This window comes from Streptomyces sp. NBC_00005 (genome assembly GCF_045160215.1).
In the GTDB taxonomy this organism is placed as follows: domain Bacteria; phylum Actinomycetota; class Actinomycetes; order Streptomycetales; family Streptomycetaceae; genus Streptomyces.
In genome coordinates this window covers 8,425,385-8,440,711 of sequence record NZ_CP108316.1, presented here as the reverse complement: position 1 = coordinate 8,440,711, position 15,327 = coordinate 8,425,385, and the positions used below count along the sequence as shown (strand labels likewise).

Sequence of the window (15,327 nt, the reverse complement as noted above, 5' to 3'; positions counted from 1 at the left end):
CCGCTCCGGCGCGTCCGGTGCGCCGAGGGCCCCACCCGGTCGGACGCGACCGGACGGGGCCCGTGCCTGGGCGAGCGGGAGCGACTCAGAGGTCGAGCTGCTGCCCGGGCACGATCAGGTCGGGATCACCGCCGATGACGGCCTTGTTCGCGGCGTACAGCCGCTGCCAGGTGGTCCCGTGCCGCGCGGCGATCTTGCTGAGTGTGTCGCCCTTGCGGACGGTGTAGTCGCCGCGGGAGGCACCGCGAGTCGTGTGGCCCGTCGAGCGTGCCGGCTCCTTCGACGGCTTCTTCGACGGTGCTGCCTTGGTGGACTTCGTGGACTCGGTGGAGACCGAACCGGAGGAGGCGGGTGCGCTCCCATAGGCTCCGGCCCGTGCCGAGCAGGTCGGCCAGGCGCCCCAACCCTGGGCGCGCTGGACCTTGGTGGCCACTGCGATCTGCTGCTCCCTGGAGGCCCCGGCGGCGGTCGCCGCATAGGCCGCGCCGCCGTAGGCGCGCCAGGTGCCGGCGGAGAACTGAAGCCCGCCGTAGTAGCCGTTGCCGGTGTTGATGTGCCAGTTGCCGCCGCTCTCGCACTGGGCGATGCGGTCCCACACTCCGCCGTCGGCCGCCGCGGCGTTGCCGGTGGCGGCCAGCAGTCCGAGCGGGGCGAGCAGTGCCGCCCCGGCGAGAACCGCCGTCGTACGGACCTGCGTCTTACGAGCGTTGTCGCGGTTGGTATCGGCACATTCGGACATGTAATTCCCTCTCGAAGGACCCGGGGTCCCCCAAGGCGGGGCGCGCTCCCTGCGCAGGGGCAGGGCCGTCGCGCTCCGCCCCGTCCGCCGGAGGCTGGTGCTGTGAGCTGGCTTGGTACGGCCGGCGGACGAACCCGAGCGGTGCTCGTTGCACACGGCCGGGAATCTAGGGACCCCGGCGACTGGACAGCAACCAACTGCTTGTCACTCCAGGCCAGTTCGCCGTTACCCCAGGTATCGGCGATTTCCGGCCACCCACTTCATTCGCTGATTTCCTGATTTGTCGACCAGTCGCCTCAGTGATCTGTGACCCACCTCACCGAACCAACTTCCTTGGATTTCCAAGGAATTGACATTGAGTGCCCGATTCCGGACCAGCGGTGACCCTGTGCGGTGGATGGTTCGATTCCGTTCGCCCTGGGGCGTGACTCCCGCCACAGATCGCCCGTTGTCTTCTTCATGAGCCCGGGGCCCACCCGGTTCACGGACCGGGAGCCACCCGGCCCCGTCACGCACCACACCCCGAGGGAGCCACCCGTGCCGCGCATGCTCGACGTCAGCGACGAGGTACGCGCCGAGATCGGCGACGAAGAAGCCGACCGGCTGCTCGCCGGAGACAACGCCCCGGGCAGTTACGACTGCACGTCCTGCCGCACCCCGGGCGACTCCGAACAGGAGCGCACCAGCACCGTCCTGTTCATCGGCGAGGAGACCGCCGTCCTCGCCTTCGCCCACTCCACCTGTCTGCCCTCGCAGGTCGTCCAGGTCACCGAGGAGCAGCTCCGGGGGGCCGTGAAGTCCATCTCCGGGGACAGCGTGGACCTGGACCCCGCACAGGTCGTCCCCGAGCAGGCCGTACTCGGCGTGACCAGTGGACTCGTCCTGATCGCCGGGGAGTTGCACCCGGCGCTGGTGGTCGAGCCGACCGGGCCCATCGTGCGGCCGGGCACCACCGGGCTCGGCGACGACTTCCTTCCGCTGCTCATCGAGCAGGGGTTCATGCCGCTGACGGAGCTGGCCGAGGTGCCGCCCGTGCTGCACGGCTGGTCGGTGCTGCTCGCCATGGGCCAGCTGCACGCCGTACTGCAGCCCGGCACGAACGGGGGCCAGCAGGTGGCGTGGTGGCAGGCGCACCAGCCGCTCCAGGTGACCGAGGGCTGGCGGGCCGCCGCCAACAAGCACCAGCAGGTGCTGATGTTCGCCGCCCCGGTGGGATCCATCGGGCGTCAGCCCCGGGAGGACCTGCTGCGGGACGCCCTGGACAAGGCGGCGGCCAACGGGAAGTTGGTCGGCGTGGCCATGCCTCTCGCGGGGACCTGAGAGCGCCCAACGGGGCCGGTCCGGACCGCATCCCTTGAAGTTCGGGGTCGTTTGGACATACGTGCACGCATACGACGTTCCCCGCCGCCAGTCCCTCCAGCCGATTCCGTCCGCGCGGTCGGCCCAGGACGTTTCGGGCGGCCCCTCGGCCACGCCCATCTACGACGCGCTCTACGCCGAGTACGTCAAGTCGTTCCGCACGCTGCCGGGTGACCGCAGTGGCGAGGAGGAGCTGGGGTTCACCGCCTTCGGGAACATCCCGACCAGTACGAGGCCGTACGAAGAACACCGGCCGGGGACCTTCAGCAGCTCGTACAGCGCCTACAGCGCGGGGGCGTTCAGCGCCCGGCAGCAGTCGCAGTGGCAGCGCGTCGGGCAGCAGGGCACGGGGATGCACCATGTGCCGGCCGCGCTGCCACCCGGCCCGCGCAGCGCCCTGTGAGCGGCGTCCGCTGAACGGCAGAGGGGCGGCCCCACTTGGGGCCGCCCCTCTGCCGTTTGCTGCTACTTCTTCTTGCCTCCGCGCTTCTCGCGCACCCGCACCGAGATGTGGATCGGCGTCCCCTCGAAGCCGAACTCCTCGCGCAGGCGGCGCTCGATGAAGCGCCGGTAGCCCGCCTCGATGAAGCCGGACGCGAAGAGCACGAACCGCGGGGGCTTGGTACCGGCCTGGGTCCCGAACAGGATGCGCGGCTGCTTGCCGCCGCGGACCGGGTGCGGGTGGGCGGCGACCAGCTCACCGAGGAAGGCGTTCAGACGGCCCGTCGGGACGCGGGTCTCCCAGCCGGCGAGGGCGGACTCGATCGCCGGGACCAGCTTCTCCATGTGGCGGCCGGTGCGCGCCGACACGTTCACCCGGGGCGCCCAGGCGACCTGGCCGAACTCGGTCTCGATCTCCCGCTCAAGGTAGTAGCGGCGCTCCTCGTCGAGGGTGTCCCACTTGTTGTAGGCGATGACCATCGCGCGCCCGGCCTCGACGGCCATCGTCACGATCCGCTGGTCCTGCACCGAGATGGACTCGGAGGCGTCGATCAGGATGACCGCCACCTCGGCCTTCTCGACCGCGGCCGCGGTGCGCAGCGAGGCGTAGTAGTCGGCGCCCTGCTGGAGGTGGACGCGCTTGCGGATGCCCGCGGTGTCGACGAACTTCCAGGTGACTCCGCCGAGTTCGATGAGCTCGTCGACCGGGTCGCGGGTGGTGCCCGCGACCTCGTTGACGACGACCCGCTCCTCGTTCGCCACCTTGTTCAGGAGGGAGGACTTGCCGACGTTCGGGCGGCCGATCAGGGCGATGCGGCGCGGTCCGCCGACGGCCGTGCCGAAGGTCTGCGCGGGCGCTTCCGGCAGGACGTCGAGGACGGCGTCCAGCATGTCGCCGGTGCCGCGGCCGTGCAGGGCCGAGACGGGGTGCGGTTCGCCGAGGCCCAGCGACCACAGGTAGGCCGCGTCCGCCTCGCCGCTCTGGCCGTCCACCTTGTTGGCGGCCAGCACGACGGGCTTGCCGGCCTTGCGCAGCAGTCGTACGACCGCCTCGTCGGTGTCGGTCGCGCCGACCTTGGCGTCGACGACGAACACGACGGCGTCGGCGGCCTCGATCGCGAACTCGGCCTGCGCGGCCACGGAGGCGTCGATGCCGAGGACGTCCTGCTCCCAGCCGCCGGTGTCGACGACCTTGAAGCGGCGGCCCGCCCACTCGGCCTCGTAGGTGACGCGGTCGCGGGTGACGCCGGGCTTGTCCTCCACGACGGCCTCGCGGCGGCCGATGATGCGGTTCACGAGCGTCGACTTGCCGACGTTCGGGCGGCCGACGACGGCGAGGACGGGCAGCGGGCCGTGACCGGCCTCCTCGATGGCTCCCTCGACGTCCTCGAGATCGAAGCCCTCTTCCGCGGCGAGCTCCATGAAGTCCGTGTACTCGGCATCGCCAAGCGCTCCGTGGTCGTGCTCCTCGCCCGAGCCGCCGGAGGGAATGTGGTCGTTCATGAAGTCCGTACCTCGTCGTTCATCGTGGTGATCGGTGGAACGCCCGCTTTCCGCGGGTTGATCCACTACTTAGTGTCGCCTAGCGCCCGGTCAGGCGCCTGGCGTTTTCCAGGTGCGCGGTGAGCTGCTTCTGGATGCGTTCGGTCGCCTCGTCGAGCGCCTTGCGCGTACGTCGTCCGCTGCCGTCGCCGGCCTCGAAGGGGTCGCCGAAGACGACGTCGATACGGCTGCGCAGCGGAGGCAGCCCCTTTATCAACCGTCCCCGCCGCTCGGTGCTTCCCAGCACGGCGACCGGGACGACCGGGGCACCGCTGCGTACCGCGAAGTACGCGAGCCCGGCGCGCAGCGAGGCGAAGTCGCCCTCACCGCGGGTGCCCTCGGGGAAGATGCCGAGGACTCCCCCGGCCGACAGCACGTCCAGGGCCTGCATGATCGCCCCGCGGTCGGCGACCGAGCGGTCCACCTTCAGCTGGCCGATGCCCAGCAGGAAGGGGTCGAGCGGGCCGATGAACGCTTCCTTCTTGATCAGGAAGTGCGTCGGCCGGGGCGCCACGCCCATGACCATCGGGCCGTCGATGTTGTGGGAGTGGTTGACGGCGAATATCACCGGGCCGGTGGCGGGCACCTTCCAGGAACCCAGCACCCGCGGCTTCCACAGCCCGTACATCAGGCCGACGCCGATACGCCGCCCGACCTCGGCGCCCTTCTCGGAGGGGACGGAGGGCGCGGTCACTTCCCGGCCCGCTTCTCCTCGACGAGGGTCACGACGCACTCGATGACCTGCGCGAGCGTGAGCTCGGTGGTGTCCACCTCGACCGCGTCGTCCGCCTTGGCGAGCGGCGAGGTCTTGCGGGAGGAGTCGGCCGCGTCCCGCTTGATCAGCGCCTCGCGGGTGGCGTGCACGTCGGCTCCCTTCAGCTCACCGCTGCGGCGGGCGGCGCGTGCCTCCGGGGAGGCGGTGAGGAAGATCTTCAGGTCGGCGTCGGGCAGCACGGTCGTACCGATGTCACGGCCCTCGACGACGATGCCGTCCTCCGCGCCGGCCGCCACCGACCGCTGCAGCTCGGTGATCCTGGCCCGCACCTCGGGCACCGCGCTGACCGCGCTGACCTTGGCGGAGACCTCCTGGGTGCGGATCGGGCCGGCCACGTCGGTGCCGTCGACCGTGATCGTGGGGTTCTCCGGGTCCGTACCGGAGACGATCTCGGGCTTGCCCGCCACGGCGGCGATCGCCGTCGGGTCGTCGATGTCGATCCCGTTGCTCACCATCCACCAGGTGATCGCCCGGTACTGGGCGCCGGTGTCCAGGTAGCTCAGGCGGAGCTGCGCGGCGACGGCCTTCGACGTGCTCGACTTGCCCGTGCCGGCCGGACCGTCGATGGCGACAATCACGGGCTTGGCGACGCCGTTTTCCACGGGAGGACACCTTCCTGGTGCGGTGCGGAGGGAGTGCGGGACGCGATTGTGCCCCGCACAAGGTTACTGGCTCGCCGGAACCCTTCTTACAGGCGGATGATCCGGGTGATCATCGCGGAGGGGTGCGGTCGATCACTGCCGGATCGCCCAGCCCCGCTCCCGCAGGGCGGCGGTCAGTACCGGCGCGGTCTGCGGCTCCACCATCAGCTGGACCAGACCGGCCTGCTGCCCGGTCGCGTGCTCGATGCGTACGTCCTCGACGTTGACGCCGGCCCGGCCGGCGTCCGCGAAGATGCGGGCCAGCTGGCCCGGCTGGTCGTCGATGAGGACGGCCACGACCTCGTACGTACGCGGCGCGGACCCGTGCTTGCCCGGCACCCGGACCTGCCCGGCGTTGCCGCGCCGCAGGACGTCCTCGATGCCGGCCGTGCCCTCGAGCCGCTTGGCGTCGTCGGAGGACTGCAGGGACCGAAGGGCCTCGACCGTCTCGTCCAGGTCGGCGGCGACGTCGGAGAGCAGGTCGGCCACCGGCCCGGGGTTCGCGGACAGGATGTCGATCCACATGCCGGGGTCGGAGGCGGCGATCCGGGTGACGTCACGGATGCCCTGACCGCACAGTCGTACGGCCGCCTCCTCGGCGTTCTGCAGGCGCGCGGCCACCATGCTGGAGACCAGGTGGGGCATGTGGGAGACCAGGGCGACGGCGCGGTCGTGGGCGTCGGCGTCCATGACGACCGGCACGGCCCGGCAGTGCGAGACCAGCTCCAGGGCGAGGTTCAGCACCTCGGTGTCGGTGTCCCGGGTCGGCGTCAGTACCCAGGGACGGCCCTCGAAGAGGTCGCCGGTCGCCGCCAGCGGACCGGACTTCTCGCGGCCCGACATGGGGTGCGAGCCGATGTACGAGGACAGGTCCAGGCCCAGCGCCTCCAGCTCGCGGCGCGGGCCGCCCTTGACGCTGGCCACGTCGAGGTAGCCGCGGGCCGCGCCCCGGCGCATGGCGTCGCCGAGCACGCCGGCCACATGGGCGGGAGGGGCGGCGATGATCGCGAGGTCGACCGGTCCTTCGGGGGCCTCGTCGGTGCCGGCGCCGAGCGCGGCCGCCGTACGGGCCTGCTCGGGGTCGTGGTCCGAGAGGTGGACGACGACGCCCCGCTGGGACAGGGCGAGGGCGGCGGACGTACCGATGAGCCCGGTTCCGATGACGAGGGCGGTTCTCACTGGGCGATGTCCTTGCGCAGGGCGGCCGCGGCGCCGAGGTAGACATGGGCGATGTCGGCGCGGGGCCGGTCGGACTCGATGTGCGCGAGTACGCGGACGACGCGGGGCATGGCGCCCTCGATGTCCAGCTCCTGGGCGCAGATCAGCGGTACGTCGACGATGCCGAGCTTGCGGGCGGCGGCCGCCGGGAAGTCGCTGTGCAGGTCGGGCGTCGCCGTGAACCAGATGCTGATCAGGTCGTCGCCGTTCAGGGCGTTGCGCTCGAGGATGGCGGTGAGCAGGGCCCCGACCTGCTCGTCCATGTGGCCGGCCTCGTCCCGTTCCAGTTGGACGGCTCCCCGGACCGCTCGTACCGCCACGGCTTGGCTCCTTGCTGATGTACGGATCGGCTCTTCGACCGTCCAGCCTAGTCAGCCCGCGACGGGCGGGTGCGCGACGCCCGCCCGCTGAGACGGACAAGGGCCGTGCACACCGCTCGCCGCGAGTACCGGAGACATTGCCAATGTCACCGAATCGCCCCGATTCCGCTACTTGGCGTCAGACGTCCCTGTGCGCCTCTTTACGCCGGGGCGCCGGTCCGCTCTGATGGCAGGACACTCGCCTCGGGGGGCCCGTATGAAGCGTCCTGGACCGCTGATCACCTTGATCGCGGGACTGCTGCTCGGCTTGTTCATGCTGTCGCTCAACGCGACGACGGGGACGAAGAGCGTCTCGTCCACGGCCAAGAAGGAGTCACCGACCGCCACGGCGTCGCCTGCGCCCACGAAGACCTCCGCGCCACCCAGCCCGTCGCCGTCGCGGACACCCGTGCCCGACGCCAGTTACGCGGGCCGGACCGACGACGACTCGTCCGCCGTCGCCGTCACGGTGGACGACGGCAAGGCGGTCGCGTACTTCTGCGACGGCCGCGCCAAGGAGTCCTGGCTGAAGGGCGACGTCAAGGACGACGGCAGCATGCGCCTGACCGGCAAGAACGGAGACGAGCTGAACGGCACCCTGAAGGAGGGCAAGCGCATCAGCGGCACGGTCGACGTCGGCGGCGGGCACTACGCCTTCAGCGCCGACAAGGCCAAGAAGCCGTCCGGGCTGTACCGGGCGACGGCCACGGTGCGCGGCGCCAAGATCGACGGCGGCTGGATCGTCCTGCCGGGCGGAAAGCAGGTCGGCATCGTCACCCGCGACTCGGTCGCCTCGGCCGCACCCAGCATCGACCCGGACACGGGCGCGGTAACGGTCGACGGACAGCAGCTCACGGCACGTCCCGTCACACCCTGACAGCCCAGGCACACGCTCCGTCAGCCTTCGATACCACAGTCCGCCCAGGGAGCCGACCATGACCGTCGACCCGAACGCCGCCACGCAGAACTTCCCGTCCCCGCCACCGGCCCACCGCGCCCCCAGCCCCGTCCGCTACCTGATCCCTGCCCTGGTCGCGGCCGCGGTGGCCGTCGCCCTCGGCGTGTACGGCAAGACCCACGACCCGGCGGGCACCGCCTTCAACATCGCCGGGTTCAGCAGCACGGGCGCGGTGAAGTCGTGGCTGGCGACGGCCGCGTTCTTCTTCGCACTCGTCCAGGTGGTCAGCGCGTTCATGGTGTACGGCAAACTGCCGGGCCCGCGCTGGTCGGCGACGCTGCACCGCTGGTCGGGGCGCATCGCGTTCCTCGTGGCGGTCCCGGTCGCCGTGCACTGCCTGTACGCACTGGGATATCAGACGTATGAAACGCGCGTTTTGTGGCACTCTGTCCTGGGTTGTTTCTTCTTCGGTGCCTTCAGCGCCAAGATGCTGTTGCTCCGCTGGGAGCGACTTCCCGGTTGGCTGCTGCCGCTCGTCGGCGGGCTGGTCTTCACCGGCCTGACCCTCCTCTGGCTGACCTCCGCCCTCTGGTTCTTCCGCACCTTCGGAGTGACGACATGACCCATCGCTCGACGCGACGCACGGTTCTCCTCGCGACGGGCGCGGCGACGCTCGCCGCGGGCTGCAGCAAGTACGGCGGCGACAACAACGACTCCGGATCGTCCTCCGTGAACGCCTCCGGCGGGCAGGAGCTGGCGAAGGCCTCCGAGATCCCGGTCGGCGGGGGCAAGATCTTCAAGGAGGAGAAGGTCGTCGTCACCCAGCCGAAGAAGGACGAGTTCAAGGCCTTCTCGGCGGTCTGCACCCACCAGGGCTGCACGGTGGGCAGCATCGCGGACGGCATCATCCACTGCCCGTGCCACAAGAGCGAGTTCCGCATCGCGGACGGCTCGGTGGCCGGCGGTCCGGCGCCGAAGCCGCTGCCCGCGGAGCAGATCAAGGTGGAGGGAAATTCGATCCGTCTGGCGTGAGACGCCGCGTACGCTCCCGGGCATGCAGCCCGAGAGCCTGGTCCGCGACCACACGATCTACGCCTGCGTGATGGGTTCGCGCGCCTTCGGTCTGGCGACGAACGGCAGCGACACCGACCGCCGGGGTGTGTTCCTCGCCCCCACCCCCCTGTTCTGGCGTTTCGAGAAGCCGCCGACGCATGTCGAGGGCCCGGCCGAGGAGCAGTTCAGCTGGGAGCTGGAGCGCTTCTGCGAGCTGGCCCTGCGCGCGAACCCGAACATCCTGGAGTGCCTGCACTCCCCGCTCGTCGAGCACGTCGACGACACCGGACGTGAACTCCTGGCGCTGCGTGGGGCGTTCCTCTCCCGTCGGGCCCACGAGACGTTCACGCGCTACGCGCTCGGCCAGCGCAAGAAGCTGGAGGCCGACGTGCGCACGCACGGCGCCCCGCGCTGGAAGCACGCGATGCACCTGCTCCGCCTGCTGATGAGCTCCCGCGACCTGTTGCGCACAGGCGCCCTCACGATCGATGTCGGCGACCGGCGCGGGCCCCTGCTTGCGGTCAAGCGCGGCGAGGTCCCCTGGCCGGAGGTCGAGTCCTGGATGAACCGCCTGGCGACCGAGGCGGACGAGGCCTCCCGGCGCAGCCCGCTCCCCGAGGACCCGGACCGGCGCCGCGTCGAGGACTTCCTCGTCCGCGTCCGCCGCGCCTCAGCCCTCCAGACGGATCCGTACGACGAGGTCGTGCAGGGCGTCGTACACGGTGGGGGCGTCGGGCAGGGCTGAGGCGTCCTGCGCCTCGTCCAGGACCACGTGCAGCCGCTCGACGTCGTCGACCACGCGCGCGTGGTCGACATCGGCGTCCCCGTGCTCCCGCTCCGCCTTCGCCGCGATCAGCTCCGGCAGATAGGCGGGCGCGTCCACTTCGCCCAGCAGCGTGGGCAGATGGGCCTGTATCTCGCCGCTGCGCATCAGATGGATGCCGGTGAGCAGGACGCGGAACGTGTAGAGCAGCGGCTTGAGTTGGCCGGTCTTCTCGAACAGCCGCCACTGGGTCGTCGCGAACCCGCGGTAGTGGTGCGCGTGGTGGCCGGTGAGGACGCCCGGCGCGAGCGCGGCCAGCTCCCGGTGCGCGTCGGTGGTGTGCACGACCAGGGGCGAGAGCAGCTGCTCCAGCACATAGCCGTTGCGGCGCAGCATCAGCCGTACGAACTTGCGCAGGTCGTGGGTGACCAGGTCCATCTCGACGCCGTCCCGGTCCCACATCCGGGACCGGGTCTCGTCCGGCTCGCGCAGCCCCAACAGGTCGGCCGCCGGCAGCAGGTGCACGCCCCGGAGGTCGACGTCCGAGTCGCGGGACGGGAAGCCGTAGAGGTGCGCGCCGGAGACGGTCGCGAACAGCACCGGGTCGGGCTGCTCGGCGACCACCGGCGTCAGGTCGATGTCCAGGGCGTCGATCACCGCTCAAGAGTCCCAGAGGGCTCCGAGAGTCAGCAGGTCGCCCCGGTACTCGATCCGGTCCGCCCACTCCGTGGGCCATGCGTCGACGCCCAGGTACGCGCCCGCGAAGGCCCCCGTCAGACAGGCGATGGAGTCCGAGTCGCCGGAGGTGCAGGCCGCCCGCCGGATGGCCGTCACCGGCTCGTCGACGAACAGCAGGAAGCACAACAGGCCGGTCGCCAGGGCCTCTTCGGCGATCCAGCCCGCACCGGTCGCCAGGCACGGGTCGGTCTCCGGCGAGACGGTGCGCACGGCATCCTGGAGGCGCACGAGGATCTCCAGGCACTCGTCCCAGCCTCGCGCGATGAACTGCTCGGGGGTGGCGTCGTCGGAGCGGGTCCACAGGTCGCCCAGCCAGGTGTGGTGGTAGTGGCTGCGGTTCTCGAGGGCGTACGAGCGCAGCAGGCCGACGAGTCCGGTCGGCTCGGCGCCCTGCGCGAGCAGTCGTACGGCGCGGGCGGTGAGGTCGGAGGCGGCGAGGGCCGTCGGATGCCCGTGCGTGAGCGCGGACTGCAACTGTGCGGCGCCCGCGCGCTGTTCGTCGCTCAGGCCGGGGGCGAGCCCGACAGGCGCGACCCGCATGTTGGCGCCGCAGCCCTTGGAGTCGATCTGACTGGCGTCCTGCCAGAACCGGCTCTCGTCCTTGAGCAGGCTGCAGGCCCGCAGGCAGGTGTTCCCCGGCGCCCGGTTGTTCTCCGGCGACTGGTACCAGTTCACGAACTCCTCGCGCAGCGGCCGCTCCAGCCGCTTCGGCGCGAGCACCCCGCGGTCCATCGCCGTCCGCAGCCCGTGTCCGAACGCCAGCGTCATCTGCGTGTCGTCGGAGACCAACGCGCGCTTCGGAAGCGGAAGTTCCCGCCAGGGCCCGTGCTTGGCGATGATCGTCGGCACGTCGTCGAACTCGGTCGGATAGCCGAGCGCGTCCCCCAGGGCGAGCCCGGTCAGCGCGCCTGTGGCGGCCTGCTTCCTGACGGTCGTTGCGGTCATGCGGGGCGTCCTTCCGGGGACGGTCGGAGGAGGGGCGGGTGCAGGCCGGCGGCCGGTCCCGCGCGATAGAGGGCGGCGGGCTTGCCGCGGCCACCGGTCAGACGCGCGCCGCCCAGGACCGGTTCGACGAAACCGGGCGTGGCGAGCACCTTGCGGCGGAAGTTGGGCCGGTCCAGGGCGGTGCCCCACACCGTCTCGTAGACGAGGTGCAGCTCGCCGAGCGTGAACTCGGGCGGGCAGAAGGCGGTGGCGAGACAGGAATACTCGAGCTTGGCGCCGACGCGTTCGTGGGCGTCGGCCAGGATCCGGTCGTGGTCGAAGGCGAGCGGCCGGGCCGAGTCGTACGGCAGCCAGCTCGCCTGTGCCGCGTCGCTGCCGGCGTGCGGCTCGGGCGCGTCGGGCAGCAGCGCGGTGAAGGCGACGGACACGACCCGCATCCGGGGGTCACGGTCGGGCTCGCTGTACGTCCGCAGCTGCTCCAGGTGCAGCCCGGTGACGTCCGCGAGGCCGGTCTCCTCGGCGAGTTCACGCCGGGCGGCCGTCTCCGCCGACTCCCGCGGCTCCACGAAGCCGCCGGGCAGCGCCCAGTGACCGGCGTACGGCTCATGCCCGCGCTCGACGAGCAGCACGTGCAGCGCGCCGGAGCGGATGGTCAGGACGGCGAGGTCGACGGTGACGGCGAAGGGTTCGTAGGCGTACTTGTCGTAGTCCGACTTGTTGAACGTCATGCGCACCCACCCCCTTTAATAGTCACTACGACTATAAAGAGGGCGGGTGCTCTTCCACAACCCGTCGGTCACAACTCCCGCGCGAGGGATACCTCCTGGCCACGGGAGGGTGCGAACGCCGCCACCAGCGCGCCGACTCCCGCGGCTCCCGCCGACACCCACAGCGCCGGTGCGCACCCGTCCAGGAACGAGGCGGGTGAGCCGTAACCGCCGTACTGCGTGAAGACGAGGGCGGCGACGGCGACGCCGAAGACGCCGCCCAGTTCGCGCAGCGCGTTGTTCACGCCGGCCGCGACGCCCGCGTCACCGAGGGGGACGGAGGAGGTCACGGCGTTGGCGACGCTCGGGAAGACCATGGAGATGCCGATGCCGGCGATGATCAGTGGGACGACGAGCTGTCCGTACCGGACTCCGGGTTCGACCTGCCAGGCCAGCAGGGCGAGGCCGGTGGCCTGCAGGACCAGGCCGCCCAGCATGAAGGGCCGGGTGCCGAAGCGGTCCGCGAGCGCGCCCGCGACCGGGGCCACCAGCAGTGGCATGGCGTTCCAGACGAGGATGCGCACGCCCGCCTCCAGCGGGGAGTAGCCGAGCCCCGTCTGGAAGAGCTGCGTGATCATGAAGAGGGCGCCCAGCAGGGACCCGAAGAGGAGGAAGGCGACCGCGTTGGAGGTGGCGAAGCCGCGCCGGCGGAAGTACGCGAGCGGCAGCATCGGGTAACGGGCGCCCCGGCGCTCCCAGGCGAGGAAGGCCACCATGGACACGACGCCCATGGCCAGCGCGGACAGCACCTCGGCACTCCCCCATCCCACCTGGGGCGCCCGCACCGGCGCCCAGGCCAGGCCCGTCAGGCCGGCGGCCGCCAACACCAGCCCCACCAGGTCGAGTTGCGGCCGGGTGCCGTGGCTCTCGCGGAGTTTCGTGGCGGCGAGGGGCAGCATCGCCAGCCCGAGGGGCACGTTCAGCCAGAAGATCCACTGCCAGGACAGGCCCTCGGTGACGGCCCCGCCGAGCACGGGTCCGGCCGCCACGCCGAGGCCGGTCACCCCGCCCCACACCCCGATGGCGACGCCGCGCTTCTCGGCCGGGAACGCCTCGCTGATCAGGGTCAGGGTGAGCGGGAGGAGTACGGCCGCTCCGGCGCCCTGCACCATGCGCGCGCCGATGAGCTCGCCCGGGCCGCCCGCCAGCGCGGAGGCGGCGGAGCCCACGGTGAAGACGGCGAGCCCGACGATGTACATCCGCCGCCGCCCGAACCGGTCGCCGAGCGCGGCGCCGGTCAGGGTGAGGCAGGCGAAGACCAGGTTGTAGGCATTGATCGTCCACTCCAGGTCGGACAGGCTCGCCCCGAAATCGGCCCGCAGGGCGGGCAGCGCGGTCGAGACGACCACGACGTCGAGGGAGCACAGCAGCGCGCCGAGCCCGGCCAGTACGACGGTCCACACCCGTCGGGCCGGTAGCTGTTCGGCCGGTGGTGTGCGGAGGGGGACTTTCAGGGTGTCGCTCATGACGGTGCCTTCCGTGAGGTCCTTGAGGTCACTCACGGAAGGCAGACCACCCTCACCCCGGAAAGGAATCGCGCCGCCCCAGAAACGCCAGCAGCCGGGGTTCGGGCCCGGCGCACGCCGGCACACCGACCGGCTCGGCGAACCGCACGCCCCGGTCCTCCTCGGCGACCACGCACCGCGCGACGGACAGCAGCTCGGCCGCGAGCGGGGCCGGGATGGGCCGCGACCGCCCGCAGGCCTGCGCGACGTCCCACCCGTGGACGGCGATCTCCACAGACCCCACGGCGGCCATCACCCGCATGTCCAGCGGCAGTTCACCCACCAGGACCCACTCCCCCGGCCCGGCCGCCCAGGCGCCGAGCACTGCACACGCGCGCGTGCGGAACGCGCACGCGAGGTCGACGGCTCCCGGCGCCCCGGGAACGAGCCCGATCCGGCCGCCCGTCAGCCCCTCGTGCAGGGCGTCCAGCGAGTCGTCGAGATGCCCGAGCAGCTCGGCGAGGTCCCACTCGGCGCACGGCGTGCCCCGTGCCAGGTTCCCGGGCGCGACCCCGGCGACGCTTCCCAGCGCGTAGGCGAGCGAACGCTCCAGCAGCTCCCCGGCGTTCACGAGAGCACTCGCGGGAACCCGAAGCGGACGACCTGCTCCACGTCGATGAAGGCCGTGACACGGGCCACCGTGCCGCCCTCCACGGTGAGGACCTGCACCGAGTGCGCCCGCAGTACGCCGTCCGCCCCGCGCACGTACATGACGACGGCCGGCTGCCCGTTCGCGCGCGTGGGCAGCATCCGGTAGAGGCCCTCGCCGTGCCCCCGCGCCCGCAGGAACAGCAGCACGTCCTTCTTGCCGCGGAACCACTCCAAGTTGGGCGGCATCTCCAACTCGACGCCGTCCTGGAGGAGATCGAGCAGCGCGTCCATGTCGGCGTGCTCGAAGGCGGCCATGTACCGGTCGAGCACTTCGCGGTCCGACGCCCCCTCGGGCTCGACGACGAGGTCCTCGTCCGGTGCGACCTCGTCGAGCCGGGCACGCGCGCGTTGGAGGCTGCTCTTGACCGCCGCCGTGGACGTCCCGAGCAGCGCGGCGACCTCGGGCGCCCGCCAGGCCAGCACGTCCCGCAGGATGAGCACGGCCCGCTGCCGCGCGGGCAGGTGCTGCAGCGCGGCGACCAGCGCGAGCCGCAGACTGCCGCGGGCGGCCACGACGGTCGCCGGGTCGACGAGCGAGTCCGGCAGCGGCTGCAACCACGGAACATCCGTGGCAGGGGCCCTCAGCGGCTCCTCGTGCGCCTGTGACGGCCCGCCGAGCCCCGAGGGCAGAGGACGCCTCACGCGGCTCTCCAGCGCCGTCAGACACGTGTTGGTGGCGATGCGGTGGAGCCAGGTCCGCATGCTGGCCCGGCCCTCGTAGCCGTCGTAGGACCGCCAGGCCCGCAGATACGTCTCCTGCACCAGGTCCTCGGCCTCGTCGACCGAGCCCAGCATCCGGTAGCAGTGCGCGAGCAGCTCCCGCCGGTACGGGTCCGTCAGCCGTACGAACTCGTCGCGGTCCGTGGTCGTCGCAGGCATGGCCACTCCTCTCCCCGGTCACGAGTACAGACCGGCGGGAAGCCCAAAACGAAT

General features: G+C 71.5%; 18 protein-coding genes. 6 read left to right on the top strand and 12 right to left on the bottom strand.

The window, feature by feature from the left end; genetic code table 11:
- Positions 1-85: 85 nt before the first annotated feature.
- Complete coding sequence (locus tag OG303_RS38590) at positions 86-739, bottom strand: transglycosylase family protein (RefSeq protein WP_405874443.1); 654 nt, start codon at positions 737-739, stop codon at positions 86-88.
- A 537-nt stretch (positions 740-1,276) separates the two neighbouring features.
- On the opposite strand from OG303_RS38590, the gene OG303_RS38585 reads away from it, so the two are divergent.
- Together OG303_RS38585 and OG303_RS38580 are read left to right on the top strand one after the other, a co-directional pair.
- Positions 1,277-2,059, top strand: a complete 783-nt coding sequence (locus tag OG303_RS38585) for a hypothetical protein (protein WP_405874441.1) — start codon at positions 1,277-1,279, stop codon at positions 2,057-2,059.
- A 61-nt stretch (positions 2,060-2,120) separates the two neighbouring features.
- Positions 2,121-2,501 (top strand): hypothetical protein, encoded by a 381-nt coding sequence (locus tag OG303_RS38580; RefSeq protein WP_405874440.1) that lies wholly within the window; start codon positions 2,121-2,123, stop codon positions 2,499-2,501.
- A gap of 62 nt (positions 2,502-2,563) precedes the next feature.
- Here OG303_RS38580 and der read toward each other — a convergent pair whose 3' ends face one another.
- The 5 genes from der to aroH all read right to left on the bottom strand — a co-directional run bounded on the left by der (position 2,564) and on the right by aroH (position 7,035).
- The gene (gene der / locus OG303_RS38575) at positions 2,564-4,042 is read right to left on the bottom strand and encodes a ribosome biogenesis GTPase Der (RefSeq protein WP_405874438.1); all 1,479 of its coding nucleotides are present in this window, start codon (positions 4,040-4,042) and stop codon (positions 2,564-2,566) included.
- 79 nt (positions 4,043-4,121) lie between these two features.
- Positions 4,122-4,814, bottom strand: coding sequence for a lysophospholipid acyltransferase family protein (locus tag OG303_RS38570; RefSeq protein ID WP_405874437.1), 693 nt, complete (start codon positions 4,812-4,814; stop codon positions 4,122-4,124).
- Positions 4,772-5,458, bottom strand: coding sequence for a (d)CMP kinase (gene cmk, locus OG303_RS38565; protein ID WP_405874436.1), 687 nt, complete (start codon positions 5,456-5,458; stop codon positions 4,772-4,774). Before cmk ends, OG303_RS38570 begins: the two co-directional genes overlap by 43 nt.
- 132 nt (positions 5,459-5,590) lie before the next feature.
- Positions 5,591-6,676, bottom strand: a complete 1,086-nt coding sequence (locus OG303_RS38560) for a prephenate dehydrogenase (RefSeq protein ID WP_405874434.1) — start codon at positions 6,674-6,676, stop codon at positions 5,591-5,593.
- The gene (gene aroH / locus OG303_RS38555; RefSeq protein ID WP_405874433.1) at positions 6,673-7,035 is read right to left on the bottom strand and encodes a chorismate mutase; all 363 of its coding nucleotides are present in this window, start codon (positions 7,033-7,035) and stop codon (positions 6,673-6,675) included. Before aroH ends, OG303_RS38560 begins: the two co-directional genes overlap by 4 nt.
- A gap of 256 nt (positions 7,036-7,291) precedes the next feature.
- On the opposite strand from aroH, the gene OG303_RS38550 reads away from it, so the two are divergent.
- From OG303_RS38550 to OG303_RS38535, 4 genes are read left to right on the top strand one after another with little or no spacing between them, the layout of a single operon-like run.
- Positions 7,292-7,951, top strand: a complete 660-nt coding sequence (locus OG303_RS38550) for a hypothetical protein (protein ID WP_405874432.1) — start codon at positions 7,292-7,294, stop codon at positions 7,949-7,951.
- Positions 7,952-8,009: 58 nt separating this feature from the next.
- Entirely contained in the window at positions 8,010-8,594 is a 585-nt protein-coding gene (locus OG303_RS38545; protein ID WP_405874430.1) for a DUF6529 family protein, read from the top strand.
- Positions 8,591-9,004, top strand: a complete 414-nt coding sequence (locus OG303_RS38540) for a Rieske (2Fe-2S) protein (protein ID WP_405874429.1) — start codon at positions 8,591-8,593, stop codon at positions 9,002-9,004. The genes OG303_RS38545 and OG303_RS38540 overlap by 4 nt, the downstream gene beginning before the upstream one ends.
- Positions 9,005-9,026: 22 nt before the next feature.
- A complete protein-coding gene (locus OG303_RS38535) occupies positions 9,027-9,770 on the top strand; it encodes a DNA polymerase beta superfamily protein (RefSeq protein WP_405874428.1) in 744 nt (247 codons plus the stop codon).
- Here the strand turns inward: OG303_RS38535 and OG303_RS38530 are convergent.
- From OG303_RS38530 to OG303_RS38505, 6 genes are all read right to left on the bottom strand, one after another.
- Positions 9,696-10,445, bottom strand: coding sequence for a DNA polymerase beta superfamily protein (locus tag OG303_RS38530; RefSeq protein WP_405874426.1), 750 nt, complete (start codon positions 10,443-10,445; stop codon positions 9,696-9,698). The genes OG303_RS38535 and OG303_RS38530 overlap by 75 nt on opposite strands.
- Before the next feature lie 3 nt (positions 10,446-10,448).
- The gene (locus tag OG303_RS38525; RefSeq protein ID WP_405874424.1) at positions 10,449-11,471 is read right to left on the bottom strand and encodes an ADP-ribosylglycohydrolase family protein; all 1,023 of its coding nucleotides are present in this window, start codon (positions 11,469-11,471) and stop codon (positions 10,449-10,451) included.
- Entirely contained in the window at positions 11,468-12,199 is a 732-nt protein-coding gene (locus OG303_RS38520; protein WP_405874422.1) for an NUDIX domain-containing protein, read from the bottom strand. The genes OG303_RS38525 and OG303_RS38520 overlap by 4 nt, the downstream gene beginning before the upstream one ends.
- A gap of 68 nt (positions 12,200-12,267) precedes the next feature.
- The gene (locus OG303_RS38515; RefSeq protein WP_405874420.1) at positions 12,268-13,740 is read right to left on the bottom strand and encodes a DHA2 family efflux MFS transporter permease subunit; all 1,473 of its coding nucleotides are present in this window, start codon (positions 13,738-13,740) and stop codon (positions 12,268-12,270) included.
- Between the two features lie 16 nt (positions 13,741-13,756).
- Positions 13,757-14,314 carry a TIGR03086 family metal-binding protein gene (locus tag OG303_RS38510; protein ID WP_405874418.1) on the bottom strand — a complete coding sequence of 186 codons (558 nt, stop codon included), beginning with the start codon at positions 14,312-14,314 and terminating at the stop codon, positions 13,757-13,759.
- On the bottom strand, positions 14,311-15,273 hold the full coding sequence (locus OG303_RS38505; RefSeq protein WP_405874416.1) for a sigma-70 family RNA polymerase sigma factor: 963 nt from the start codon (positions 15,271-15,273) through the stop codon (positions 14,311-14,313). The genes OG303_RS38510 and OG303_RS38505 overlap by 4 nt, the downstream gene beginning before the upstream one ends.
- Between the last annotated feature and the right edge of the window lie 54 nt (positions 15,274-15,327).

What these genes read in the sequence shown, in the direction of transcription:
- OG303_RS38590 (WP_405874443.1), bottom strand. Translation starts at nt 739, where the DNA reads ATGTCCGAATGTGCCGATACCAACCGCGACAACGCTCGTAAGACGCAG.
- der (WP_405874438.1), bottom strand. Translation starts at nt 4,042, where the DNA reads ATGAACGACCACATTCCCTCCGGCGGCTCGGGCGAGGAGCACGACCAC.
- OG303_RS38550 (WP_405874432.1), top strand. Translation starts at nt 7,292, where the DNA reads ATGAAGCGTCCTGGACCGCTGATCACCTTGATCGCGGGACTGCTGCTC.
- OG303_RS38545 (WP_405874430.1), top strand. Translation starts at nt 8,010, where the DNA reads ATGACCGTCGACCCGAACGCCGCCACGCAGAACTTCCCGTCCCCGCCA.
- OG303_RS38540 (WP_405874429.1), top strand. Translation starts at nt 8,591, where the DNA reads ATGACCCATCGCTCGACGCGACGCACGGTTCTCCTCGCGACGGGCGCG.
- OG303_RS38535 (WP_405874428.1), top strand. Translation starts at nt 9,027, where the DNA reads ATGCAGCCCGAGAGCCTGGTCCGCGACCACACGATCTACGCCTGCGTG.
- OG303_RS38525 (WP_405874424.1), bottom strand. Translation starts at nt 11,471, where the DNA reads ATGACCGCAACGACCGTCAGGAAGCAGGCCGCCACAGGCGCGCTGACC.
- OG303_RS38520 (WP_405874422.1), bottom strand. Translation starts at nt 12,199, where the DNA reads ATGACGTTCAACAAGTCGGACTACGACAAGTACGCCTACGAACCCTTC.
- OG303_RS38505 (WP_405874416.1), bottom strand. Translation starts at nt 15,273, where the DNA reads ATGCCTGCGACGACCACGGACCGCGACGAGTTCGTACGGCTGACGGAC.